Genomic DNA, 24253 nt, shown 5'->3' with positions numbered 1-24253 from the left:
ATTTCTTTAGTCCTGAATTTGCACCACGATGCTCACCGATCCGCAAGGTAAATTGGTCCTGACCAAAGCGTAAAATCGATTTCGGGCACTGAACTGGCGCGGGAGCGACCTGCGATCATCGCCCCTGGCGCGGGGGGCCAACAATGCTCCGGGAAGCAAGCCCCAGAGCGGTAAAATGCAACTGCCGGCGTGTGTGCATGCCGAGACGCCGGTAGAGCCCGATGGCGGCATGATTGTCGGAAAAGACATGCAGGAACGGGATCTCGTCGCGACCGTGAATTCGGCGGGCGACCTCCCCCAACAGGACTTGCGCATAGCCATGGCCGCGATGATCGGGATGCGTGCACACGGCCGTGATCTCAGTATACCGGCCCGGCCGCATGCGCTCGCCTGCCATGGCGGCCAGTCGCCCGGCGACCCTTATGCCGAGAAAGGTGCCGAGGCTGTGGGTACGCGTGTTGAAGGGGCCGGGCTTGGTCAGATCCGCCAGTTCCATCATTGCCGCCACATCCTCCTCGCCGAGTTCCACGATCTCGGCCGAGTTGGCAGGAATATCTGCCGGCACGCCGATCATCTGGTCTCCCTTGCGAGCCATCAGCACCTCGAAGCCTTCGGGCGGCTCCACCGGTTCGATCGTGCAAAGCGCGGCACGATCCCCTAGCGTCATCGGCCTGGCGAGCGCCGTGAAACACTCGGCCGAATTGTCCCGCAACGCGGCGAAGGGCGCCACGTCGACGGGATAGCGGCGCGCCAGAACGCCGCCCTCGGCCAGCGCTTTTTGCGTGCCGTTGAGCGCGCTCCAGATCGGATGATCAAGCACATGGGCCGATGACGCAATTCCAATGTTCGACATGGGTTTCTCGTTCGAGTGCAGGCCTACATTGTGGCCAGCCAGTGTTTGCATGGGACTTTACCCACTGCCCCTAATCGTGGATATTGGCAGGATTGACATCTTTGATATCGATACGGCCATGAAGATTGCCATTCTTGTGCTCGACCATGTCTTCGATACCGCGCTTGCGGCGATCCTCGATGTGCTGACCACGGCCAACGACCTCTCCGGCGAAGAGCGCTTCACGGTTCGCCTTATCGGCCTTCGCAACGAGGCCGTCAGCGCGCAGGGATTTCGCATTCCCCTGCAGGTGGCCGCCTCCGACATGGTGTTCGACTGGGTGCTCGTGCCGGCTATCGGTCACAAGATGCCGGAGGCGCTGCGCACCGCCCTTGCCCTGCCCGACATCGCCAGCGCAGGCGCGCTGTTGCGTGCCTGGTCGAAGGACGGCGCGGCCATCGCGGCCTCCTGCATCGCCACCTTCGTGCTGGCCGAGAGCGGCCTTCTCGACGGGGAGCATGCCACCACCAGCTGGTGGCTGGCGCCCTTCTTCCGCGAGCGCTATCCGCAGGTTCAGCTCGAACCTGATCGCATCATCGTGCCCTCCGGCGCTTTTCTCACCGCGGGCGCGGCTCTCAGCGTCGTCGACATGGTTCTCTGGCTGATCCGGCGCAGCAGCCCGGATCTTGCCGACCTGGTGGCTCGCTACCTGATCATCGACACCCGTCCCTCGCAATCGGCCTACGTCATTCCCGACCATCTCGCTCATGCCGATCCGCTGGTGAGCCGCTTCGATCGCTGGGTGCGCGATCATCTCGATAGCGCCCTCACGCTGGAGGCGGCTGCCGAAGCCCTCGCCAGCAGCAAGCGCACGCTGGCGCGGCGCGTTCGTGACGTGCTCGGCAAGACGCCGGTCGAGTACATCCAGGACCTGCGAATGGAGCGGGCTGTCCATCTCCTCCGGACCGGAACCGAGAGCGTCGATGCCATCGCCCGGAAGGTCGGCTATGCCGAGGGCTCGACATTGCGGACGCTCCTGCGGCGCCGACTGGGGCGTGGTGTGCGCGAAATCAGGAGGCGCGTTGGTTAGGCATGGAGCGGTTCATTTGCAGCGGATGGGTTTTGCAAGCCCATCTTCGCATTGCTTCCGTCAGCGCCGGAAGCAACCGAGAGCATGGTCGTTGACAATGCCGACGGCCTGCATCCAGGCATAGACAATGGTCGGGCCCACAAATTTGAAGCCGCGCTTCTTCAGCTCCTTCGAGATCTTCTCCGACAGGGGCGAGGAAGCGATCCAGCTGGTGCCGTCGCCCTTTAGCACCTGTCCATCCGTGAAAGACCAGCAGAAATCGGCGAAGTTCTCGCCGCTATCCTCCATCTCGCAATAGATCCGTGCGCCGCGAATGGTCGCCTCGATCTTGGCCCGAGCCCGCACGATGCCGGGATCGGCCATAAGCCGCTCTACGTCCTTCCCGTCGAATTTGGCGACCTTGCGGGGATCGAAGCCGGCGAAAGCCTCGCGGAAGGCCTCGCGCTTGCGCAGCACGATGATCCAGGCGAGGCCCGCCTGGAAGCCTTCCAGCATCAGCATTTCCCACAACATGCGCGGATCGCGCTGCGGCACGCCCCATTCCTCGTCATGATAGGCCCGCATCAGTGGATCGCCCTCAGCCCAGTTGCAACGGTGGTGGAGGTGGGTGTCGCTCATGGGAAGGCCTTTCTGGACGACTGACCGGAAATCGAATCTCCCGGCAGCATAGCAGGTGGATAAGCAGGAAAATTAGAAGGGTAGCTTGCCAGTTAAGCTTCTAATATCTATGCTCGCTCCATGATCAGAAAGGCCGATGCACCCCTGCCCTTCGAGACTGCCGTCTCCGACCTCCTGCAGGCAGCGGGACAGCTGTTGCGCCGACTTCGGGCGGAATCCAACCCCAGCGAGTTGACCTGGTCGCAGGCCGTCGTCCTCGCCCGCCTCGAACAGGCCGGCTGGATGACAACGGCGGATCTTGCCCGCGCCGAGGCCGTGAAGCCCCAGTCGATGGGTGCTTCCCTCGCGAGCCTGGAGCAGGACGGCCTGGTACAGCGCCGCCCCCACCCCAGCGATGGCCGGCAGGTCCTCTATGGACTCACCGACCATGGCCTGCACACGCGCCAGCAACACACGCTCCTGAAGCGCGAATGGCTTTCCGCCGCCATGGCGAAGCTCGATGAGGCGGATCGCGAAACCCTCACAGCTGCCGTGGCGATCATCCGACGTCTCTCCGAAAGCTGAACCTTTTCCTCCACTTTTAGTACCGAAGGATTGCACAATGGCTCTGTCCCAAATCGACACCAATGCCGCCCTCGTCGTCATCGACCTCCAGAAGGGTATCGTTGGCTTGCCGACTGCCCATCCGGCCGCGCAGATCGTCGAGCGCGCGGCCAGGCTGGCCCGCGCCTTTCGCGCCCGCAAGCTGCCCGTGGTGCTCGTGAATGTCGCCGGCAGGGCACCGGGCCGCACCGATGCCACCTTCAACTTCACGCCGCCGGCCGACTGGACGGATCTGGTTTCCGAGCTCGACCGGCAGCCTGACGATTACACAGTGACCAAGATGCAGGTTGGCGCCTTTTATGGCACCGCCCTGGAACAGATCCTGCGCCGGCGTGGAGTGACCCAGGTCTTTTTCGCCGGCATGGCCACCTCTGTCGGCGTGGAAGCCACCGCCCGCACCGCCTACGACCATGGCTACAATGTTGTGCTGGTGACGGACGCCATGACCGATCTCAATACCGAAGCGCACGAGAACAGCCTCGCCAGAACCTTCCCTCGCATCGGCGAAAGCACCAGCACCGAGGAGGTGCTCGCGAGGCTCGGCTGAACGAGAGCCCCAGAAAAAGCCTGAGCATCGCACCGCCTTGTCGGTATCCTCCCGCCCTGCGCGTCTTTCAGAGGAATCAACGGGAGCGATACCACTATGGAATTCCGAGACGACGAGCTCGAGCATTTCGCCACTCATGGGGCGGCGCCCTTGCCGCCCGGGCGCGAGGAGGGCCATGTCGAACATGATGGCGCCCATATCTGGTACGCGTCCTTCGGCGCCGGGCCAGCGGTGATCCTGCTCCATGGCGGGCTCGGGCACGGCGGCAATTGGGGTTATCAGGTACCCGCCCTGCTCGCGGCCGGCTACCAGGCGGTCCTGATGGACAGCCGCGGCCATGGCCACAGCAGCCGCGACGAGCAGCCCTACAGCTATGACCGCATGGCCGGCGACGTCCTGGGCGTGATGGACGGGCTGAAACTCGAAAAGGCCGCCCTTGTCGGCTGGAGCGACGGCGCCTGCATCGCCCTGATCCTGGCCGACAAGGCGCCGGAGCGTGTGGCCGGCGTGTTCTTTTTTGCCTGCAACATGGATCCTGGCGGCACCAAGGAGCTGCAGCCGAGCGTGGCGCTCGACCGCTGCTTCGCGCGCCACGGCCAAGATTATGCCGCGCTATCGCCGACGCCGGACGAGTTCGAACCTTTCGTGGCCGCGGTTACGCAAATGATGAAGACCCAGCCGAACTACACAGCGCAGGATCTCGCCCGCATACGCGTACCCGTCACCATTTCGCAAGGCGAGCATGAGGAGTTCATCAGGCTCGACCACGCCGAATATCTAGCACGCAGCATTCCCGGCGCGAGGCTGGTGATCCTGCCCGGCGTCAGCCATTTCGCGCCCCTGCAGCGGCCGGCGCTGTTCAACCAAGCGATGTTGACGTTCGTCAGCAGAGTCTTCAACGCTCCAAGTCCTGAATGAACGAACGGAGGAACCTCGACTTTTTGTGATGGGGGCTTGGCTCAAATGAGCCCGCTCGCAAACATTCTAATTCGGCGCTTGACCCTCGGCTCGCGGAGGCTAGACCTTCAGTCATGGCGTTTTCCCTGGATGTTTATTGAATGAGCGAGGCGTCGGTCGAGAACCCTGGCGGAAGTTTCTCAGCCTCCTCGCGCCTTGCCCTCGATAGCGTGGTGATCGGCGGCGGCGTCATCGGTCTTGCCATCGGCCGGGCCCTGGCGTTGGCCGGCCGGGAGGTGGTAGTGCTCGAGGCCGAGGCGATCACCGGCAGCATCATCTCATCGCGCAACAGCGAGGTAATCCACGCCGGCCTCTATTATCCGACCAGCAGCCTGAAGGCGAAGCTCTGCGTCGAAGGCAAGGACAAGCTCTATGCCTATTGCGAGGAGCGTGGCATCGCGCACCGGCGCTGCGGCAAGCTGGTCGTCGCCGCCAATGAGGCCGAGCTGGCCTATCTGGAAAAGCTGCAGAAGCAGGCCATCGCCAACAATGTCAACGACTGCATACTTCTTGACGGCGACACCGTGCGACGGATGGAGCCCGACCTGGTCGCGGCGGCGGCGCTGCTTTCGCCGAGCACCGGCATCGTCGACAGCCATGGCCTGATGGCGGCCTATGTCGCCGATATCGAGACCCATGGCGGGAGCGTTGTCACCCACTCGCCCGTGCTGGGCGGCCGGCTTGAGGGCAACCGCATGCTTCTCAGCGTTGGCGGCCGCGATCCCATCGAGATCGAGGCGAAGCTCGTGGTCAACAGCGCGGGACTCGATGCCTGGGCGGTTTCGCGCAGCATCGAGGGGCTCGACAAGACCACAATACCGGAACGCCATCTCGCCAAAGGCAGCTATTTCTCGCTGGCAGGCCGGGCGCCCTCGCAGCGCCTAATCTATCCCGTGCCGGAACCTGGTGGGCTCGGCGTGCACCTCACCCTCGACCTCGCGGGACAAGCCCGCTTCGGTCCCGACGTCGAGTGGACCAAGACGATCGACTATGAGGTGGATCCGCGTCGTGCGGAGAAGTTCTACGCCGCCATCCGGCGTTATTGGCCGGGCCTTCGTGATGGCGCCCTGCAGCCTGCCTACTCCGGTGTGCGCCCAAAGATCACCGGCCCCTGCGGCGGCGCAGGCGATTTCGTCATTCATGGCCCCTGGCAGACCGGCCACCCCGCTTACCTCTCCCTCTACGGCATTGAATCTCCGGGCCTTACCTCCTCTCTTGCCATAGCAGAGGAAGTGAAGCGCCTGGCGCTTATGCAAAGACCAGCCTAACTTGAGAAATCATAGTAGCTTTTTTCCATATCCATTTGACAATAAACATATATATCCGCGAGAAAATGATCGATGACCGACTTCCTGAACGTGCCCGCCGCCGTCGTGAGTGCGCAGATCGAGGCCGTGCTGCGGGCATGGGGCATGCCCGAGGACAAGATCGGCACCACCGCCGAGATCATGACCGAGACGGACCTCCGCGGTGTCGATTCCCACGGCATTTCCATGCTGCTGCTCTATCGCCAGATTTATGAAACCGGCCAACTCAAGCTCAAGGCCGAGCCGCGCATCATGCGCCAGACGCCAGCCACGGCGCTGATCGATGGCGGCGCCGGGCTCGGCCATCCCGTCTCCGCCATGGCGATGGAGCTTGCCATCGACAAGGCCAAGGCGATGGGCATTGCCGCTGTCTCGGTCTTCAACTCGCATCATTTCGGCGCCGCGGGGATCTATAGCCACATGGCCGCCAGGGCGAACCTGATCGGCATGGCTGTTTCAACCACCCGGTTTGTAAGCGTGGTGCCGACACGTGCCGCCGAAGCGGTGCTCGGCACCAATGTCATCTCTCTGGCGGCATCCTCGGGTGATGCCCTGCCGATCATTCTGGACATCGCCACCAGCGTGGTCGCCAGCAACAAGGTGAAGATCTATGCCCTCGCCGACAAATCCCTTCCGGCGGGCTGGGTAGTCGACGCCCGGGGCGAAGTCGTATGTGAGTCTGGCCTCGCCTTTCAGCGCCTGTCGAGCAATGGCGAGGGTGGCCTTACCCCAATCGGAGGCGCCGGCACGACACTCGGCGGCCACAAGGGCTACGGTCTAGGCCTGTTCGCCCAGATCCTGGCCGGCTCGCTCTCCGGTGGCTCCTTCTCGCCGACACGCAACAAGACCCAGAAGCCGGGCGATCCCGACAATATCGGCCATTTCTTCATGGCCATCGACCCACAGGCTTTCCGCCCGCTCGACGAGTTCCAGCGCGATGTCGAGGATGTCGTTGCCACCCTCAGAGCGACCCGTCCCATCAAGCCGGACGAGCCGGTGCTAATCCCCGGCGATCCCGAATGGCTCACACGAGAGCAGCGCCTCGTCGACGGCATTCCAATGTCGGCGGGGCTTCTCGAGAAAATCCGCGAGATTGCCCTTGCAGCCGGAGCCCCCTTCCTGCTCGGCGCCTGATCCTCACGGCTCCAGAGCGTTTTGCGATTCGGCGGAATCGGCAAGAATCGCAAAGACGCGTTGAAACAAGGAGTTAGAGCAATGGGCGTTTGCGTGTAAACGCGCTTTGCTCCAGGAGACCCAGCTCGCGCTGCAGCTTCTTCGTGAGGTTCGAGGCGATCAGCCCGTAGGACCGTCTCAGATAAGCCTCGATTTCGTCAGGGCTCAGCGCGGCGTCCGGGGCAACGCAGACCCATTGCCGCTTGGCGAAATAGGGCGCCTGCTTGACGCCCGCCAGGGCAGTCAGCACCTCGAAACTCATCTCGCCGGTCTTGAACACCAGATGGTGCAGATCGGGCGGCGTCAGGCTCACCAGCGCGAACACCTTGCCGCCCACCTTCGCGACCCTGGCTCCCCACTGCTCAACCAGCGAAACGCCGGCCAGCGAGAGAGCGAAGCGCTCGAAGCTTTCGGGTTCGAAAGGATTCATCGGACTCCCAGAGACAGGCACCTCATCCTGGACAAAAACAACATAGAACAAAATGAGAACATATTGCAAGGGCGCTCCACCTGGCATTCCCGCCAGGCGTAGCGCGCCACTGCCCTCTCTTCCGATGGACGGTACCCGGAGCGGCCCCTTGCGGGGCCGTCATTCTATGCGGGTACCCTATGAACCGGGTTTCAAGCCTTTGCGTATTCGTCGCGGCGCCGCCACCACATGCCCGTTTCGTTGCGGCCCAGAGGCGCTCGGTCGAGCCACTGATACATGCCCCACAAGCCGTCGAGTCCACGCGCGTAGGTCGAATAGGTGTGGTAGACGGCGCCATCTACCAGCGCGAAGGCACTCATGCCCGGCCGCTCGCGGATGAATGTCGAGGGATCGGTGCCGGCCGTGGCCGCGATCTCGGCAAGGATTCCCCCTTCGGCAGGCGGGTTCTCCGCCCGCTCCTTCGGCGCTGGTTCCTGCCCTTCCCATGCAGGCTCTCGCCGGTAGTTATATTCGATGCCGCCTTCGCGTTGCTGCGCATCGGTGAAGCCGACGTTGAAATCGGCGTTGAAGTCGCTGCCGAAGGAAGAGGCCCAAGGAAAGCGCCAGCCCAGCCGCTGCTTATAAGCCTGCAATTTCCCAAGCGGTGCACGTGACACCGCATGGAGCATCACGTCGTGATTGGCGAGATGCACGGCAAAGCCGTCGAAGCCGTCCGCAATCGCCGAGCAGGACGGGCAGCCTGCCTTGTAATCCGGGCCGAACATGAAGTGATAGACGAGGAGCTGCGAGCGTCCGCCAAAGAGATCCGGCAGGGTGGCGCTCCCCGCCTCTGTCTCGAAGCGATAGGTCTTGTCGATGCGGACCCATGGCAGATCCTGGCGCCTGCGCGCCACCTCGTCGCTGCGGCGCGTCAGTTCCTTCTCCGCTTCGAGCAGGTCGAGCCGGGCTGCCAGCCATTCTTCGCGCGTGCCGATTTTATGAGTCGTCGTCATCCTTGCTCTCCCTTGCTTAACCCCGCCATTCGCCACCCGGCGCCATGGCGGCTGGTCGGTGGTCGTGAGATAGATTAGTAACCGGCTATCGAAGGTGGGAGTGACAAGTGTGGCGGGATTTCGATGGACTCGCTGATCACAGCCGCAGCACATGCCTTGGCCGCGGGTGACCCCTTCGGCGCCCTGAACCGGGTTGCCCTGCGCAACGATCCGCCTGCGTTGGCACTTCGTGGCATCGCGATGGCGCAGCTCGGCGATCTCGATCGCGCGAAGCTTCTGCTGCGTCAGGCCGCCCGCGCCTTCGGGCCGAAAGAGGCGCTCTCGCGGGCGCGATGCATCGTGGCGGAGGCCGAAATCGCCTTGGTCTCGCGCGACCTCGGCTGGCCCGCCAAGACGCTCGACGCAGCGCGGGCAACACTGGAGCGGCATGGTGACCGGGTGAACGGCGCTCACGCCCGCCATCTCGAAGCCCGCCGCCTGCTCCTGATCGGGCGTCTGGACGAAGCTGAGCGCAAACTCGGCGAGCTCGATCCCGATCTCCTGCCGCCAGCCCTGAGAACTGCGCACGAGCTGGCGATCGCCGGCATCGCCATGCGGCGTCTTCGGTCCAAAACTGCACGCGACGCCCTCGCCCGGGCCAAACAGGCCGCACACGAGGCTGATATTCCCGCCCTCACCGCGGAGGTCGAAAGCACGGCTCAGGCACTGAACAGCCCTGCCGCGCGCCTGATCTCCGGCAGAAAGGAGCGGCCGCTGCTGCTGGACGAGGTCGAAGCGCTGCAAACCTCCGAGGCACTGGTGGTGGACGCCTGCCGTCATGTGGTGCGTGACGCGCAAGCAGCGATACCGCTTGCGACACGCCCCGTCCTGTTTGCCTTGGCGCGCACCCTCGCCGAAGCATGGCCAGGCGATGTCACGCGGGAGTTGCTATTGGCGCGGGCTTTCGGCGCCCGACACGCTGATGAATCGCACCGCGCCCGGCTGCGGGTGGAGATCGGCCGCCTTCGCAGCATTCTGCATTCCGTCGCCGACATCAGCGCCACCAAGCAAGGCTTTGCGCTGGCGCCATGCCGGGCCCGCGATGTCCTCATCCTGGCGCGGCCGGTCGAGGAACAGCACGGGGCCGTACTCGCCTTCCTGGCCGATGGCGAAGCCTGGTCGAGCTCCGCGTTGGCATTGGCGCTCAGCGCCAGCCAGCGCACGGTACAGCGCGCTCTCGATGGGCTCGCCCTGGCGGGCAAGGTACAATCCGTCGGTCGCGGACGGGCGTTGCGCTGGATGACCACGCCGGTTCCAGGTTTCACGACGACCTTGTTACTCCCGGCGCCGCTGCCGGGCGGCTAGCATCCGGTCGACCAGATGACAGCCGGCCGGCGCCGGAGTGGATGAGACATGGAGGGCGAAAGCATGACAAGATCAGCAGCGAACATCGTGCGCGAATACGGTCCCTTTCCTGGCGTCGAGCAGGTGGGTGGCGTCACCTTCGACGGCCAGCGAGTCTGGTTCGCCGCGGGCGACAGGCTGAATGCGTTGGATCCCCAGAGCGGCGAGATCGAACGCTCGATCGAGGTGCCCGCGCATGCCGGCACGGCCTTTGACGGACAGCACCTGTTCCAGATCGCCGAGGATCGCATCCAGAAGATCGATCCGGCCACCGGCGATGTGCTTGCTGCCATCCCCGCGCCGGGCGGCGGGAGCGATTCCGGCCTCGCCTGGGCCGAGGGGACGCTGTGGGTGGGACAATATCGCGACCGCAAGATCCACCAGATCGACCCAGAAACGGGAAAAGTTCTGCGTACCATCGACTCCAACCGCCATGTCACAGGCGTCACCTGGACCAACGGCGAACTCTGGCACGGCACCTGGGAGAACGATGAGAGCGAGCTGCGGCGCATCGATCCTGCCACGGGCAAGGTGCTGGAAAGGCTCGACATGCCTGCCGGCGCGGGCATCTCCGGGCTGGAAAGCGACGGCAATGGCTGCTTCTTCTGCGGGGGCGGGCGAAGCGGGAAAGTGAGAGCCGTCCGCCGATCGGACTGAGGCCCCGTCGGCTGGCGCCAAGCCCCCGGCCCGGCGGTGCCGTAAAGACTGGCGACTTCCAGCTGGCGGAACCGAGCAGGCGGGGATGGAGCGCCAGCGCCGGCTCAAGTGATGGGGCGTTCCCGCCGGAGCGGTGAACGCAGCAGCAGATAGAACGCGACGACATGCGTGATCATCAGCAACGGCACATAGAGGATCGGGATCGCATAGGTGGCTCCCAATTCCCCTGCCCGCGCTGGCAGGTCTACCTGGGTGGCGTGAACATAATCGACAATGAGGTCCGTCACTCCGACGAGATTGAAGGCAATGACGAACAGCCAAAAGAGCGACCTCATTCTCACTGTGATCAGCGCGATCATGGCCAGTACGCCTGTGGCGAAGTCGCCATAGGCCGCGAACACCGTGAAGTCCGCCGGCAGATTGGGGCCGACGACGCCGGGCAGGATGAAGACAAGCCCGAAGAAGCGGAAACTGTGCAGGGTCGCAATGGCGCGAAGTGCATCGACCGGGTCCATCGCCTTGAGCCTGGGCAGGATATAGGTGCCAAAGCAAAGCAGCCATGCCACGTAGCCCAACGCGAGATGAATACGGAAGAGGGTTTCGGGTGACATCTGCCTCTCCTATCGAACCGCCACGGCTTCGAACACCGCAGTGAGGATGCCCAGCCGGCCTTCCATGAGACTGCGCCCTAGATTGCCGGTAAGCGCAGGAAATTCCGGCCCCATCACCACGCCAAGATTGGGGGAAGGCGGCGGTCCCGAAGCACGCAATCCGGCGAACCAGGCTTTGGCCGTCTCGGTGTCGTCCTGCCTGATGAGGGCCTGGAAGCCGGCCGGCTCGATCGCCTCGCGTGTGCCCTCGGCCGTCAGGAGAAAGCTCGTTGCCGGCGTGCGCGCCCAGGGGAGCGGGTAATGCGGCTCACCGCCCCTCAGCACGACATCATATGTGGCGAACCGCCCGCCCGGCTTAAGCACCCGACGGATCTCGCGGTAGAGGCGCGGCCGATCGGCGATGTTCATGGCGACATGCTGGAGCAACGCGACATCAAAGCTGGCGTTGCCGAAAGGAAGTTCCAGGGCGCTGGCGGCCTCGAAGGAGACCTCCTCACCCTGTCCGGTGCGAGCGGTCAGATAGCGCGCGGCCTCGACGAAGGACTCGCTGAGATCGACGCCCGCCACGCGGCAACCATGGGTCGCGACAAGGAAACGCGCGGGCCCGCCGATGCCTGAACCGACATCGAGCACGCGCGTATCGGCCGTGATTCCGGCCAGCTTCGCCAGTTCGGCGGTCGCCGCGAGACCGCGCGTGTGAAACTGGTCGAGACCGCTCAATTGTTCGGGAGTGAGCGGCCTCTCCTCGGGCCCGAGAACGGCGAGCGCCGCCGTCAGTCGTTCGATGAGACCGGTGGCGCGATAGTGATCACGCACATCGTCGAGTAGATCGGTCATGGCAGGATTTCTCCTCGGCTTCAGGGGTATTGCCGGTTTCGGTTCCCGGCTCTGGTGCACAAGCCAGATGTAAGACAGCTTCCCGTGAGCTTCTATCGGCGATAATGTTGACGGGCCATGAAGCAGAACTTCACAGTCAGACAAGGTGCGTTGGACGGTGTGGAGACGTTCCTGAACGTCGCTCGGCACCGCAGTTTCCGTCGGGCGGCGGCGGCTCTGGGCGTCACGACGTCGGCCGTAAGTCAGACGATACGTCTGCTTGAAGCAAGGGTTGGCGCCGCGCTTCTCACCCGCACGACGCGCAGTGTCGGGCTGACCGAGGCCGGCAAACGCTTCCTGGAACGGGCGGCGCCCGCCTTCGAGGAACTTGTGGCCGCCGCTGAGGCTGCCCGCGATCTGGGGCAACGTCCCGCCGGACTCCTGCGTCTCGCCGTGCCCCGAGCGGTCGTGCCGCTGCTTCTCGAGCCGCAGATCGCCTCCTTCTGTCAAGCCTATCCCGAAATCGAAGTGGAGATCGCAGCGAGCGAGGAAATGGTCGACCTCGCGGCACACGGCTTCGACGCCGGCATCCGCCTCGGCCAGTTCATCTCACCCGACATGGTCGCCATCCGCCTGACGCCGCCCTTCCCTTTCGCGGTCGTCGCGAGCCCCGATTATCTTGACCGGCACCCACCGCCGCAACGCATCGACGACCTGCGCGGCCATGCCTGCCTGCGTATCCGCCGTTCGAACGGCTCCATTGGATCCTGGTCTTTTATGGAGGACGGCAAGGCGGTCGAAGCCATCGTCTCCGGCCCGCTCGTCGCGCACGACTACCCCACACTCCTCGGGGCGGCAATCCAGGGCCTGGGTCTCGCCCAGGTGCCTGCGCCAATCACGCAAGCACCGATCGCCGATGGCCGATTGCTGGAGGTGCTATCTTCCTTCGCCGTGTCGACACCGGGGGTTTTCCTCTATCACCCAGGCCGGCGCCAAGTCCTGCCGAAACTGCGCGCCTTCATAGAGCATGTCAGGCATCAGGGCTGACTTCCGATAGCAAGGAAACGCCAGCCGCGACACCGGGGACCTCCGTCGAAACCCATGCGCGCTTCGAGCGCCAGAAAGCTTCAGGCACCAGAGACATGCAATCGCTCAAGATCGGCGAGCAGTCCCGGCCCGGAGGGCTGCCATCCCAACTTTCGCCGCGTTTGCGCGCTGGAGGCTGGCATGTCGCGCCCGGCAAACATTGCGAGCCAGCCGAAAGCGGCTTGTGCCTCTTCCGGGGCGATGGATTTCACCGGCAGCTCCAGGCGCCGGCCGATGGCTTCGGCAATGTCGCGCGTCGGCACACCCTCTTCCCCGACCGCATGATATTTGGCATCCGGCTCAGCCCTTTCGACCGCCAACCTGTAGAGGCGGGCGACGTCGAGCACATAGGCCGCCGGCCAGCGGTTAAGTCCGTCTCCGACATAGGTGCAGGCGCCCTTCTCGCGATACATCTCGATCAGCGGGGTGATGAGCCCCTGCTTCGCCGCATCGTGAACCTGCGGAAGCCTCATCACCGACACATTGACCCCATCGGCAGCGACAGCGCGCCCCGCCTCTTCCGAGGCAGCGCGAGGATGCACGTCGGAACCGATGATCGGATTGTCTTCCTCAGCCGGTTGACCGGGCACGGTGTTGGCTATTGGGGTCCCGGAGGTGATGATCAGTGGGCGGTCCGAACCGGCAAGAGCCGAACCGAGAGCCGCGATCACACGCCGATCATCCTCGCAATTGGCCACGAATCTGGAGAAATCGTGATTGAAGGCGAGATGGATCACGCCGTCCGATCGAGCGGCGCCCTCTCTGAGGCTGTCCAGATCTTCGAGGGAGCCACGATGCACCTCGGCGCCGGCCGCAGCCAGTTCTTGCGCCCCCTTGTCCGAGCGGGTCAGGCCCAAAACTTGATGGCCCGCACCAATCATTTCCTTGACGACGGCCGAGCCGATAAATCCGGCGGCGCCGGTCACAAACACACGCATGAGCGCGATCTCCTGTTTTGGATGAAGACAAACATGTGCTGATGATTTATTCTGGTAAAGTAGTGACATTATCGTATTATAATGGCTAACAGGATGAGCGATCACGCCACGCATGAAGCCTTGCTCGGGACCTATTTGAAGGACCGCAGGGCGAAGCTCGATCCAGCCTCCTTCGGCTTTTCCTCGCAGCGCCGCCGCACGCCCGGCCTGCGCCGCGAGGAAGTGGCGCAGCGCGCCAATATCAGCCCCACCTGGTACACCTGGCTCGAACAGGGTCGGGGTGGCGCACCTTCGGCGGATGTGCTTGATCGCATCGCCCATGCCCTGCTTCTGACGGATGTCGAGCGCGAGCACCTTTTTCTCCTCGGCCTCGGACGGCCGCCCGAGGTGCGTTACCAGAAGGGCGAGGGCGTCACCCCACGGCTGCAACGCGTGCTCGACGCATTACTGCCGAGCCCAGCCCTCATCCGCACCGCCATTTGGGATGTCGTGGCCTGGAACCGGGCGGCGACCGTCATGCTTATCGACTATGGATCCCTGCCTCCGGAGCAGCGCAACATCCTGCGTTTCATCTTTCTCGATCCCCGCTTCCGCGCCGCGCAATATGACTGGGAGAGCGTGGCGCGCTTCGTGGTGGGCGCCTTCCGGGTAGACGCCGCCCGCGCCGGAGCGGCAGCGGAGGTCGAGCCTCTCGTCGACGAACTCTGCCGTCTCAGCCCCGAATTCAGGGCGATGTGGCGCGACAACGACGTCAGCAGCCATGTGGAGGGCCTCAAGCAGATACGACACCCCGTTCTCGGCCCATTGGTTTTCGAGTATTCAGCCTTCGCGGTCGACGGTCGGCTCGATCTCACCATGGTGGTCTACAATTTGGTGACCCCAGGGGATGCGGAGCGGATAAAGACGCTGCTCGACGCCCAATGACCCGTTCTACGGTGGACGCGCGGAGCGTGTCAGCGCGAGCCGCGGCCCAGAGCCACGCTCACCTCCCGCCCGTTTTGACGAAACAAGCATCTCATGACCATTCCGACAGAGCATCCCTATGATTTCGACCCAACCTACGGCCTTGGGCTCGACGAGCTTCGCGCGATAAGGCCGCCCCAGGCGCCGGCTCACTTCGACGATTTCTGGAGCGCGCGTTATGTCGAGGCGCTGGGTGTGACCCCACAGCCGCAACTGGACAAGAGCGAGTTGAGCCATCCGAACTGGCACGTCCAAGACATCGTCTACACCTCGACCGATGACTTCCGGATCGGCGGCTGGCTTTTGCTGCCGCGAGAGGGAACGATCAGGCGTGGCCTTGTCGTCGGCCACGGCTATGGCGGGCGCGACCAGCCGGATTTCGACATTCCGGTCAAGGAGACAGCGGTGCTGTTTCCCTGCTTTCGCGGGCTCTCGCGCAGCAGCCGTCCACCGATTTCGAGCGATCCCGCCTGGCACGTGCTCAATGATATCGACAAGCTGCGGAGCTATATCCTTGGTGGGTGTGTCGAGGATTTGTGGGTAGCCATCTCCGTTCTGACCGAGCTCTATCCCCAGCTTGAGGGGCGGATCGGCTATGGCGGCATCAGCTTCGGTGGCGGCATCGGGGCACTGGCGATTCCCTTCGACAGACGCATCGATCGTGGCCATCTGGTTGTGCCGACCTTCGGCAACATGCCGCTCTGGCTGACCCTGCCCACCACCGGCAGCGCCCATTCCGTTCAGAACTATCGGAAGACCCACGAGGGCGTGCTCGATACCCTCAGCCTTTTCGATGCGGCGACGGCGGCGACGCGTATTCAGGTTCCCATGCTCCTCGCCGTCGCCCGCTTCGATCCAGTGGTGGCGCCGCCCTGCCAGTTCTCGGTGGCCAATGCGCTGCCGACATCAAACGATCATGAAACCGTCATGCTGGATGCGGGTCATTTCGACTATCCCGGCTGCGAGGAGCAGCAAGCACTCCTTACGGAAAAGGTCAGGCAGTTCTTCAGGGCGACATGAGGCGAGATTATCGGCGCTGGTATAGTTCGCGGCTTCACAGGGACATGGAGCTACTGATCTTCGGCCATGCCGGAGCCAAGGTGCTCATGTTCCCCACACGGGACGGACGCTTCTGGGAATATGAGAAGCTCAACATCGTCGCCAGCCTCGCCGACAAGGTGAATGCCGGACATTTGCAGCTCTATTGCATCGAGGGGCTGGCGCAGGAAACCTTCTACGACGCAGGTCGTCATCCCTCGGACCGCATCCGCCGGCATGCCGCCTTCGAGGAATACATCCTCAACGAGGTGCTGCCGCTGATGGCCTCGACCAACTCGCACGATTGCACGATGGCGCTGGGCTGCAGTCTCGGTGCCTTCCAGGCGGCCAGCCTGGTTTTCCGGCATCCGCACCTCTTCCGCAAGCTCGTCGCCTTCTCCGGCCGCTATGACCTTACAATGCAGGTGGAATGTTTCGGAGACTTGTTCGACGGCTATTATAGCGACGACATCTATTTCCACACCCCGACGCACTTCCTGCCCGGCCTCAACTGCGACTGGCGGCTGGACAAGCTGCGCCAATTGGACATCGTCCTCGTCATCGGAAATGCCGACCCTTTCCTCGACAACAACCGTCACCTCAGCCACCTCCTCAACGAAAAGAGCATTCGTCACCAGCTTCATTTCTGGGACGGACGCGCCCATCGCGCCGGGGCATGGCGAAGGATGGCGGCGCTGTATGTTTGAGGTTGGGTGAAGTTGAACCGGAGAGAATGCCGGAGGAAACTGGCTGCGTAACCTTTCAGCCCAGCCGCACCCAATCTATGGCTTCGAGCACATAGGGGGCGAACAGGAAATCCCGGATCTCGAGGATCCGGCCTTCCGACCAGTCGATCAGCACAAAATGCGCAGGTCTTTCCATCGGGCCGGTGCCGTCGAAGACCAGCATGGCCGGCCGTCCTTCAACCGCACCGAGGGCGAACCGCCATTTGGCCTCTTCCGCATAGCGCGTGAAATAAATGCCAATCTTGTCGCGCCCTTCCAGTTTGAGTCGGTTCACCAGATCGAGCTTCACGTCGTCGGCGAGCATGGCGCGGATCGCGTCGAAATCGCCGCTTCGAAACAGATTGACATAAGCGGCGATCTTCCGCCGGTCTGAATCGGACATCAGCGGCAGGCGGGTGTCCTCGGGCGCCTGCGCGAGCTGCCGCAGCGCGGCGCGCCCGCGCTGAAGCGCCGATTTGGCGGCCGCCGGAGAGCACTCGGCGATGCCTGCGATCTCGTCGATCGAATGACCCAGAACATCCTTGAGGATCACCGCGCAGCGCTGAAGTTCAGGCAGCCGCAGAAACGTCTGAAAGCTGATTGCGACGATGTCCGCCTCAGGTATCGGCGCCGCTTCGATATCTTCGGTAAGCGGAACGACCGTGTTCCGGGACCTGTCGCGTAGGAAATCGAGGCTCGCGTTGTGAGCGATGCGAAACAGCCAGCCCTCGAGATTGTCCACCGTGGCGCCCTGGGCTCTCGCGTGAAGGGCCTTGACGAGGGTATCCTGCAATACATCCTCGCCAGTGACCGCAGATCCCGTCATGCGTGCGCAGTAGCGATGAAGGCGTGGCCGCAGCACTTTCAGGCGATCCTCGAATTCGTCAGTGTCCATTTGTCGAGACCTATTGGCGCCTCCGCGCCCCTTAAACTTCCCTGCTGTCGAAAAGGAACATTTGAACGCCCGAGTCGTCGGGCGCAAAAACTCGGCGGTCCGCTCCAGCCGCCTTTCCCTCCGGGCTTGCAAACGCCCTTTCGATCGCCGCAAGGTCGTCGAAATAGAGCGTCCCGATCCGATGAACGTCGGAGGTTCCTACCGGCGTTGCGATGGGGCCGTCACTGACCTCGTATTTCCTGAGACCCGGAATCTTCTTGGCGAGAGGCACGTGGATTTCGAAGTAATGTCGGTCAAATGCTTCCGGGTTCTTCGGTGTACGGTAAATCACGACCATGCGAGCCATTGCGGTTTTCCCTTGTTGCGTGTGTGATGCAAACTTGCTGTGTGTTCACCCTCACCGGGTTTCGCTCAACACCGGCGAACCTACGATCGAGTTCAAGCTCGCCAGCTCGATGATCTGCGGGAAATAGGCTTTCATGCGCGGATCGGAGCGCATCGCCTCTACGGCTGCCGGGGTCTCCCACTCGGAGTATATGACGACACCGGCGCCGTCGTTTGCCGCGATCAGCCGGGTGCTCTTCCAGCCGTGGAGCGTGCGGACCACCGTGTCGGTGTTCTGTTTCAGGAGCGCGATCAGCGCATCCTGCTTCCCGGGCTTGACCTTCAGCAGATTGATTAAAATAACGGACTCGTCGGACATGGCATGTCTCCTTGTGTTTCAGACACACCAAGGACGGCCCGAAGGGTGGAAACGGATCGCGACGTAGTAGGTTCTTTGGAAAATGATCTCGAAGCAGTGCGCTTTGCCGAAATCTGCAACGCCAATTGGAATTGCGAATTTCAAAACGTGAATCGCGAACGATAGTCCTGCGGGGTGACGGCAAGCAGGCGCAGGAAGCTGCGGCGCATGGTTTCCTCCGAACCGAAGCCGCAACGCTGTGAGATGCGCTTGACCGGGGTGCCCGACTCGGAAAGCAGGCGTCGCGCTGCTTCCACGCGCAGCCGCTCGACCGCGCGGGCCGGTGTTTGCCCCGTCACCTCCGCATAGTGGCGGCTGAAGCTGCGCTCGCTCATGCCCGCCTGCTCGGCCAAGGCAGAAAGCGAGAGATCATCGCTCAGATGGTCGTTTATCCAGTCGTGAAGCGCGCCGAATCTATCCTCTGCTGCCTGTAGAGCCAAAGTGGCGCTGAACTGTGCCTGCCCGCCCGGCCGCTTGAGGAAAACGACGAGGTGTCGAGCCACGGCAAGCGCCACGGAACGGCCGAGGTCCTCTTCCACGAGCGCCAAGGCCAGATCAATCCCTGCCGTCACCCCAGCCGAAGTCCAAATCGGGCCGTCGCGCACGAAGATCGGATCTGGCTCGACACGCACGCTGGGATAGCGCTGAGCAAGTCTAGTGCAATCCTTCCAATGGGTCACCGCGCGGCGGCCTTCCAGCAGGCCTGCCGCTGCAAGCAAGAATGCGCCGGTACAAACGGAAGCCACGCGATGCGCCCGCGTCGATCGCTGACGCACCCAATCGACGAACACGGGGCTTGCAGCGGCCGCCTCCACTCCCGGGCCTCCAGCGACAAGCAAGGTATCCAGCGGCTCGCCGTGTCGACTGAGCGGACTTGCCGTCAATGCCACCCCAGCCGAGGACATGACACCCTCATCGCCCTGCGTCACAAGCTTGAGCCGGTAAGGCGGCGTACCTCCAGCATTGGCGACCAGATCATTGGCGGAGACGAAGACCTGAACTGGCCCGGTGACATCGAGCAGTTGCACCGCTGGAAAAGCGAGCACCTCGATGGTTCGAATGGCGTTTGGCGAGGAACGAGGGTGTTTTGGCATTCTCGCCAAACCATACCCCGCTAGGCTCACCCTGTCCACCGCTGATCGTGGGCATGGAGACGACGATGATACCGCACGATGTCCACCTGCATATCGGTTCCCTCCTGTTCGAGGGTCTCGATCAGATCGACCTGGCGGGGCCGTTCGAGGTGCTCTCACGCCTCCCCAACGCGACCTATCGGATCTATGGCAAGACCGCATCGCCGGTTCGCGACTTGAAGGGATTGCGACTTACACCTGACGCAACCCTGGCCGAGGCGCCGCCGCTGGATGTCCTCCATGTACCGGGCGGTCATGGTCAGGAGGCCCTGATGGAAGACGCCCAGGTACTGGGCTGGATCCGGCAGCAGGCCTCGAGCGCGTGCAGCATTTTCTCGGTATGCACGGGTGCCCTGATCTGCGGCGCTGCGGGCTTGCTCAAGGGCCGCCGCGCGACCACACACTGGTCGGCATTCCACCTGTTGCCGTTCTTTGGCGCGATCCCCGTCAACGAACGCGTAGTCGTCGACGGAGCTTTCGTCTTTGCGGCGGGTGTGACGGCCGGAATTGACGGTGCCTTGCGGCTTGCTGCCGAGTTGCGCGGCGAGGAGGTCGCACAGGCGATCCAGCTTTACATGGCCTACGCGCCTGAGCCGCCGTTCAACAGCGGCACGCCGGAAACTGCGCCGCCCGCGATATTGGCTGAAGCCCGGCGCTCGGCGCTGGCCATCACCGAGCAGCGCGAACAAACCGCGCGGCGTATCGCCGCCAAGCTTGGGATCGTCGCTCCGGCCGCGGACAACGTGTAGCCTCCCCGCCCCGTTTGGCGAGAAACGAGGGTTTATTGGCGCCCCCGCCAAGAGCAGTCGTCCTAGATAGGTCACATCGCAATCAACCTCAACGAGAGTGACGCCTATGACGACTTTCCCCGTTCACACAATGGAATCCGCCCCGGAACGCTCGAAGCCGGCGCTGCAGCAATTGCAGTCGGCTTTCGGCATGATCCCGAACATCGCCGGGGCGATATCGACCTCTCCGATCCTGATCAACAGCCTTGTCGGCCTGTTCGGCAACGTGCATGGCGGCAGCTTTACGGAAGCCCAGGTCCAGATCGTCCTGCTCACCGACGCGGTGACCAATGCGAGCGCATGGGCCGTCGCATTTCATACTACATTGGCGCTTAAGGAGGGGATCGACCCGGCCGATGTGCAGGCCATCCGCGAAGGTCGCCTGCCGAAGGACGACAAATACGCGGCGCTGTCGGCCCTGGCGAAGACGATGATCGAGAAGCGCGGACGTCTCAGCGATCAGGACGTCGACCACTTCCTCGCAGCGGGCTTCGGCAAAGATCATCTCCTCGAAGTGATCGCCGCGGTCGCCGCGTCCACGATCACCAACTACACAGGCAGCATCACGAAGCCCACGCTGGAGGCTCCGTTTCAGGCACACGCCTGGCAAGGCTGAGACGTTGTCGCCAGTGGTGATCGTCACGGGGGGCGTCGAGAAGGATCGGCGCCGCCAGCGTCATGCGGCCTGGCGGGGATGGCTTTGACGTCGCCGCTAGAGCAGATGCCAGCACCCCCGATGATGTCTCGGCCTTATTCGACGCAACGGAGTCCAAGCTGGGTAGGGTCACGTTGCTGGTCGACAAAGCCGCCACCATGGAGGTCGCGCCGAAAACCCGGATGGACGACGCGACCTCAGCCGACTGAACGTCCACGCAGACTTGCAAATAGGCGTGCCGGCGCGAAGCGTCCGTCCTCGCTCCGGCTGTCCGAGGTCTACTCCGTCACGAAATCGGTGGAGACCGATACAGCGCGCCATTCCGCCAGGATGGCTCGATCGGCCTCGTGCTTCCTCTCGATTGCCGCCACCGTGTCGCTGCCGAGCGGCAGGCGCACTGGTGGATTCGGTGCGTCGACGAATGTCGAGAGCACTTCGGCGAGCTTTTCGGGGTCGCCCGGCTGATTGTGACTGAGGCCGGTAGCCACGGTCCTTACCTTGCCTGCCGTCGCATCATAGTCAGCGATACGGGCCGGGCTGACCGACAGCGACGAGGCATCGAGGAAGTCGGTCCGGAAATAGCCGGGCTCGACGACCGTCACATGAATGCCGAGCGGGGCGAGCTCGTCGTGCAGGGCCTCGGACAGCCCCTCGACCGCGAACTTTGTCGAGCTGTAGATACCGAAGCCGGCAGCGCCGTGATAGCCGCCGATCGACGAGATGTTGAGAATGCGTCCCGAGCGCGCCGCGCGCATATGCGGCAGGACAGCACGGGTGACGGTTAGCAGCCCGAACACGTTGGTGCGATAGACTGCCTCGACCTCGGCAGCACTTGCCTCCTCCACGGCGCCCATCAAGCCGAAGCCGGCATTGTTGAGCAGGATGTCGATCCTGCCGAAGCGGTCGACCGCCGCCTTAGCCGCGGCGACCGCTTTCTCCTCGTCCGTCACGTCGAGTGCGACGGCAAGGAGATTCGGATGCGGGCCGAAGCGGTCGATGACGACTTGCGGGTTGCGGGCAGTGGCGACGACCGCGTCGCCCTTGGCCAGTGCGCGTTCGACGACGAGGGCGCCAAACCCACGCGAGGCGCCGGTTATGAACCATGTCTTCATGGCGACTACTCCTTCAGATTGGATGAGGGATGGCTCAGGGGAGCACCTCGGCCAACTCGATGAGATTGCCGAAGGGATCGCGGAAAAATGCGAGGCGCCGGCTGATGGCAGGCAACTCGAACGGCTCGGTCACAATCGTGACGCCGCGAGAGCGGAGCGTCTCGACGGTCGTGTCGAGGCTGTTCACGGTCAGGCAGAAATGATGGTAACCGGCCCAGTTCAGGCTGTCGCCCAAGTCGGTATAAGGATTGGCATCCTGCGGGATTGGATCGCCACCACCCAGGATCTCTATGTAGAAGTGGTCGTCGGTCGCGGGCACGATATAGGCAAGCTGCTCGTCGGCATAGTCCCACTCGGCGATGACGCGAAAGTCGAGCTTCTCGACATACCAGCGCTTGGCGGTCTCAAGATCTGGGGTCCGCACGGCGACGTGGTGACCACGCATGTCGGCGAATGGCGAAGAGCTGTTTGGCGCGGGGGAAATGAAGTCGGCCATGATCTGCCTCCTTTTTCGGGTCGGCACCAGCGCCGGCCCACGAGGGGAATTTGAGGCTTTTCCATTGCTCTGATTAGCGCGATAAATTTCCTGTCAATACTGAACAGGGTTCAACAATGCGTGCAACCGACCTGTCCGAGCTGGCGGCCTTCGATGCCGTGGCACGACACCGCAACTTCCGTCGCGCGGGCGCGGAACGAGGGGTCACCGCCTCGGCAATCAGCCACGCGGTGAGCAATCTGGAGGCGCGTGTCGGCATTCGCCTGCTCAACCGAACGACACGCAGCGTCTCGCTGACGGAGGCGGGCGCGATGCTGTTGTCCCAGCTCTCGCCGGCTTTCGGCGAGATCGGATCGGCGCTGGATGCGCTCAACCAGTATCGCGACACGCCTTTCGGCAAGGTGCGGATCAACGCGCCCAACTCGATCGCACGCTTTGTCTTCGGGCCGGTGATGGGGCCGCTGCTCGCCAATAATCCCAATCTCGAGCTGGAGATCGTTGCGACTGACCGGCTCGTCGACATCGTCAAGGAAGGCTTCGACGCCGGTATCCGTCTTGGCGAGAGCCTTCGCGACGGCATGACTGCGGTCAAGATCAAGCCGCGCCTGCGTCTAGCCGTTGTCGGATCCCCTGCCTATTTCGCGCGGTATCCCGTGCCTCGGACGCCGACTGACCTTAAGGAACATGTATGCATCCGGAACATCCACCCCAGTGGCAGGGCCTACCCATGGGAATTCAGCCGCGCCGGAAATATCATCGAATTCGAACCAACCGGACCGCTCTCGCTCGATGATCAGGAACTGATGGTCGAGGCGGCCATGTCCGGCGTGGCCCTTGCTTATGTCTGGGAGGATCGCGCCCGCTCCCACCTTGCAAATGGAGAACTGGTGGAGTGCCTGGCATCGTGGTGCGCGCCGGAAGACTGGCTCTATGTCTACTATCCTACACGCAAGCATATCTCGGCCGGGCTGCGTGCAGTCGTCGAAGCACTGCGTGTCTAGTGTATCGGTTGCAGCGCCTTTTGCGGACGTCGGTCCAGCCGCCTTCGATAAGGGTGCGAGTCGGTCGTTGGCGCCGGATCGGCGGGGCATGCGGTCAAAGGATCTCGAAGAGGCTGTAGAAAACGCCAGATGGAGTGCGGTAACCGACTCCAACCGCGATGATACCGTTAAGCCAGCTATACGCCGGCGCCGCCGTCTCGAACATGGGATTGGTTCGGAAGTAGTAAGTTGAAGGGTCGACGTCCTCGCCCCTGTTGACCCTCTCGATGACATCCGCCGGACCATGGCGGAGCCCCTTGTAGAACATGCCGATCGTCGCGCCGTCTACCGCTTCGAGCACCAGCCTTACCTCAAGCAGCGTGCTGCCGTCGCTTCGAACGGTCTGCCAGTCGTTTCCTCCGGGCAGGACTTTCCCCGACAGGCTTTCACCTGCGAAAATGCCGCCTGGGACCACGCCAACCCGTCGGAAAGCGCCAGGCGCCCCTCCGATGATCTGATAGGGCTGGACCTGCATATGCATCACGAAGAGCGGCCGAGTTCCCACGGACAGCAGCGATGCCGGTAAGTCTGTTGGAATGGCAAGCATGTGACCTCCAAAGATCGAGCTGGGATTCAAAGCAGAGGCGCCCCAAGGTATTGGCGAAAGGCTTGAAGTCTTGGATTAC

At 63.2% G+C, this 24253-nt stretch carries 29 protein-coding genes; 15 read left to right on the top strand and 14 right to left on the bottom strand.

All coding sequences use genetic code 11. From position 1 onward, the window contains the following. Positions 1-115: 115 nt before the first annotated feature. Positions 116-853, bottom strand: coding sequence for a GNAT family N-acetyltransferase (locus tag ACMDCR_RS16970; RefSeq protein ID WP_413987735.1), 738 nt, complete (start codon positions 851-853; stop codon positions 116-118). A gap of 118 nt (positions 854-971) precedes the next feature. On the opposite strand from ACMDCR_RS16970, the gene ACMDCR_RS16965 reads away from it, so the two are divergent. Next, entirely contained in the window at positions 972-1922 is a 951-nt protein-coding gene (locus tag ACMDCR_RS16965) for a GlxA family transcriptional regulator (RefSeq protein WP_413987734.1), read from the top strand. Between the two features lie 60 nt (positions 1923-1982). On the opposite strand, the gene ACMDCR_RS16960 is transcribed toward ACMDCR_RS16965, so the two are convergent. Beyond that, complete coding sequence (locus tag ACMDCR_RS16960; RefSeq protein WP_413987733.1) at positions 1983-2540, bottom strand: DNA-3-methyladenine glycosylase I; 558 nt, start codon at positions 2538-2540, stop codon at positions 1983-1985. A gap of 120 nt (positions 2541-2660) precedes the next feature. Between ACMDCR_RS16960 and ACMDCR_RS16955 the strand changes: the two genes are divergently transcribed. The 5 genes from ACMDCR_RS16955 (at position 2661) to ACMDCR_RS16935 (ending at position 7088) form a co-directional block, all read left to right on the top strand. Beyond that, a complete protein-coding gene (locus tag ACMDCR_RS16955; RefSeq protein WP_413987732.1) occupies positions 2661-3104 on the top strand; it encodes a MarR family winged helix-turn-helix transcriptional regulator in 444 nt (147 codons plus the stop codon). A 37-nt stretch (positions 3105-3141) separates the two neighbouring features. Beyond that, positions 3142-3690, top strand: a complete 549-nt coding sequence (locus ACMDCR_RS16950) for an isochorismatase family protein (protein ID WP_413987731.1) — start codon at positions 3142-3144, stop codon at positions 3688-3690. Between the two features lie 96 nt (positions 3691-3786). Then, a complete protein-coding gene (locus tag ACMDCR_RS16945) occupies positions 3787-4608 on the top strand; it encodes an alpha/beta fold hydrolase (RefSeq protein ID WP_413987730.1) in 822 nt (273 codons plus the stop codon). Between the two features lie 140 nt (positions 4609-4748). Continuing rightward, positions 4749-5915, top strand: a complete 1167-nt coding sequence (locus ACMDCR_RS16940; protein WP_413987729.1) for an NAD(P)/FAD-dependent oxidoreductase — start codon at positions 4749-4751, stop codon at positions 5913-5915. Between the two features lie 72 nt (positions 5916-5987). Then, positions 5988-7088 carry an Ldh family oxidoreductase gene (locus ACMDCR_RS16935; protein ID WP_413987728.1) on the top strand — a complete coding sequence of 367 codons (1101 nt, stop codon included), beginning with the start codon at positions 5988-5990 and terminating at the stop codon, positions 7086-7088. 73 nt (positions 7089-7161) lie between these two features. Here ACMDCR_RS16935 and ACMDCR_RS16930 read toward each other — a convergent pair whose 3' ends face one another. Next, positions 7162-7557 (bottom strand): MmcQ/YjbR family DNA-binding protein, encoded by a 396-nt coding sequence (locus tag ACMDCR_RS16930; RefSeq protein WP_413987727.1) that lies wholly within the window; start codon positions 7555-7557, stop codon positions 7162-7164. A 191-nt stretch (positions 7558-7748) separates the two neighbouring features. After that, positions 7749-8549: a DUF899 domain-containing protein gene (locus tag ACMDCR_RS16925; protein ID WP_413987726.1), complete on the bottom strand. Its 801-nt coding sequence runs from the start codon at positions 8547-8549 to the stop codon at positions 7749-7751. Positions 8550-8672: 123 nt separating this feature from the next. On the opposite strand from ACMDCR_RS16925, the gene ACMDCR_RS16920 reads away from it, so the two are divergent. Together ACMDCR_RS16920 and ACMDCR_RS16915 are read left to right on the top strand one after the other, a co-directional pair. Next, a complete protein-coding gene (locus ACMDCR_RS16920; RefSeq protein WP_413987725.1) occupies positions 8673-9893 on the top strand; it encodes a helix-turn-helix domain-containing protein in 1221 nt (406 codons plus the stop codon). Positions 9894-9956: 63 nt separating this feature from the next. After that, a complete protein-coding gene (locus ACMDCR_RS16915) occupies positions 9957-10589 on the top strand; it encodes a DUF6923 family protein (protein WP_413987724.1) in 633 nt (210 codons plus the stop codon). Between the two features lie 104 nt (positions 10590-10693). On the opposite strand, the gene ACMDCR_RS16910 is transcribed toward ACMDCR_RS16915, so the two are convergent. Together ACMDCR_RS16910 and ACMDCR_RS16905 are read right to left on the bottom strand one after the other, a co-directional pair. Further along, positions 10694-11200 (bottom strand): hypothetical protein, encoded by a 507-nt coding sequence (locus tag ACMDCR_RS16910; RefSeq protein ID WP_413987723.1) that lies wholly within the window; start codon positions 11198-11200, stop codon positions 10694-10696. 9 nt (positions 11201-11209) lie between these two features. Continuing rightward, positions 11210-12037: a class I SAM-dependent methyltransferase gene (locus tag ACMDCR_RS16905; RefSeq protein WP_413987722.1), complete on the bottom strand. Its 828-nt coding sequence runs from the start codon at positions 12035-12037 to the stop codon at positions 11210-11212. A 117-nt stretch (positions 12038-12154) separates the two neighbouring features. Here ACMDCR_RS16905 and ACMDCR_RS16900 point away from each other — a divergent pair, with 117 nt between their 5' ends. After that, the gene (locus tag ACMDCR_RS16900; protein WP_413987721.1) at positions 12155-13063 is read left to right on the top strand and encodes a LysR family transcriptional regulator; all 909 of its coding nucleotides are present in this window, start codon (positions 12155-12157) and stop codon (positions 13061-13063) included. An 80-nt stretch (positions 13064-13143) separates the two neighbouring features. On the opposite strand, the gene ACMDCR_RS16895 is transcribed toward ACMDCR_RS16900, so the two are convergent. Beyond that, on the bottom strand, positions 13144-14040 hold the full coding sequence (locus ACMDCR_RS16895) for an SDR family oxidoreductase (protein ID WP_413987720.1): 897 nt from the start codon (positions 14038-14040) through the stop codon (positions 13144-13146). A 93-nt stretch (positions 14041-14133) separates the two neighbouring features. Between ACMDCR_RS16895 and ACMDCR_RS16890 the strand changes: the two genes are divergently transcribed. The 3 genes from ACMDCR_RS16890 to ACMDCR_RS16880 all read left to right on the top strand — a co-directional run bounded on the left by ACMDCR_RS16890 (position 14134) and on the right by ACMDCR_RS16880 (position 16748). Continuing rightward, a complete protein-coding gene (locus ACMDCR_RS16890; protein WP_413987719.1) occupies positions 14134-14964 on the top strand; it encodes a helix-turn-helix transcriptional regulator in 831 nt (276 codons plus the stop codon). A gap of 93 nt (positions 14965-15057) precedes the next feature. Continuing rightward, positions 15058-16023: an acetylxylan esterase gene (locus tag ACMDCR_RS16885; protein ID WP_413987718.1), complete on the top strand. Its 966-nt coding sequence runs from the start codon at positions 15058-15060 to the stop codon at positions 16021-16023. Further along, the gene (locus ACMDCR_RS16880) at positions 16020-16748 is read left to right on the top strand and encodes an esterase family protein (protein ID WP_413987717.1); all 729 of its coding nucleotides are present in this window, start codon (positions 16020-16022) and stop codon (positions 16746-16748) included. The genes ACMDCR_RS16885 and ACMDCR_RS16880 overlap by 4 nt, the downstream gene beginning before the upstream one ends. Positions 16749-16803: 55 nt before the next feature. Here ACMDCR_RS16880 and ACMDCR_RS16875 read toward each other — a convergent pair whose 3' ends face one another. From ACMDCR_RS16875 to ACMDCR_RS16860, 4 genes are all read right to left on the bottom strand, one after another. Beyond that, on the bottom strand, positions 16804-17592 hold the full coding sequence (locus ACMDCR_RS16875; RefSeq protein ID WP_413993651.1) for a sigma factor-like helix-turn-helix DNA-binding protein: 789 nt from the start codon (positions 17590-17592) through the stop codon (positions 16804-16806). A 100-nt stretch (positions 17593-17692) separates the two neighbouring features. Then, positions 17693-18007 carry an EthD family reductase gene (locus ACMDCR_RS16870; protein ID WP_413987716.1) on the bottom strand — a complete coding sequence of 105 codons (315 nt, stop codon included), beginning with the start codon at positions 18005-18007 and terminating at the stop codon, positions 17693-17695. Between the two features lie 51 nt (positions 18008-18058). Then, positions 18059-18364: a putative quinol monooxygenase gene (locus ACMDCR_RS16865; RefSeq protein WP_413987715.1), complete on the bottom strand. Its 306-nt coding sequence runs from the start codon at positions 18362-18364 to the stop codon at positions 18059-18061. 140 nt (positions 18365-18504) lie between these two features. Continuing rightward, positions 18505-19497, bottom strand: a complete 993-nt coding sequence (locus tag ACMDCR_RS16860) for a GlxA family transcriptional regulator (RefSeq protein ID WP_413987714.1) — start codon at positions 19495-19497, stop codon at positions 18505-18507. Positions 19498-19562: 65 nt separating this feature from the next. On the opposite strand from ACMDCR_RS16860, the gene ACMDCR_RS16855 reads away from it, so the two are divergent. Next, positions 19563-20285, top strand: coding sequence for a DJ-1/PfpI family protein (locus ACMDCR_RS16855; RefSeq protein ID WP_413987713.1), 723 nt, complete (start codon positions 19563-19565; stop codon positions 20283-20285). Between the two features lie 106 nt (positions 20286-20391). After that, on the top strand, positions 20392-20940 hold the full coding sequence (locus ACMDCR_RS16850; RefSeq protein ID WP_413987712.1) for a carboxymuconolactone decarboxylase family protein: 549 nt from the start codon (positions 20392-20394) through the stop codon (positions 20938-20940). A gap of 317 nt (positions 20941-21257) precedes the next feature. Here the strand turns inward: ACMDCR_RS16850 and ACMDCR_RS16845 are convergent, their stop codons facing one another. Together ACMDCR_RS16845 and ACMDCR_RS16840 are read right to left on the bottom strand one after the other, a co-directional pair. Beyond that, positions 21258-22091, bottom strand: coding sequence for an oxidoreductase (locus tag ACMDCR_RS16845; protein WP_413987711.1), 834 nt, complete (start codon positions 22089-22091; stop codon positions 21258-21260). A gap of 34 nt (positions 22092-22125) precedes the next feature. Continuing rightward, a complete protein-coding gene (locus ACMDCR_RS16840) occupies positions 22126-22587 on the bottom strand; it encodes a VOC family protein (protein WP_413987710.1) in 462 nt (153 codons plus the stop codon). Positions 22588-22703: 116 nt separating this feature from the next. Here ACMDCR_RS16840 and ACMDCR_RS16835 point away from each other — a divergent pair, with 116 nt between their 5' ends. Continuing rightward, entirely contained in the window at positions 22704-23588 is an 885-nt protein-coding gene (locus ACMDCR_RS16835; RefSeq protein WP_413987709.1) for a LysR family transcriptional regulator, read from the top strand. Between the two features lie 94 nt (positions 23589-23682). Here ACMDCR_RS16835 and ACMDCR_RS16830 read toward each other — a convergent pair whose 3' ends face one another. Continuing rightward, positions 23683-24174, bottom strand: a complete 492-nt coding sequence (locus ACMDCR_RS16830; protein ID WP_413987708.1) for a DUF3237 domain-containing protein — start codon at positions 24172-24174, stop codon at positions 23683-23685. Positions 24175-24253 lie beyond the last annotated feature (79 nt).

The organism is Labrys okinawensis (genome assembly GCF_047345005.1).
In the GTDB taxonomy this organism is placed as follows: domain Bacteria; phylum Pseudomonadota; class Alphaproteobacteria; order Rhizobiales; family Labraceae; genus Labrys; species Labrys okinawensis.
The sequence above is the reverse complement of the archived record's forward strand: the minus strand, read 5'-3'. Positions and strand labels throughout refer to the sequence as shown.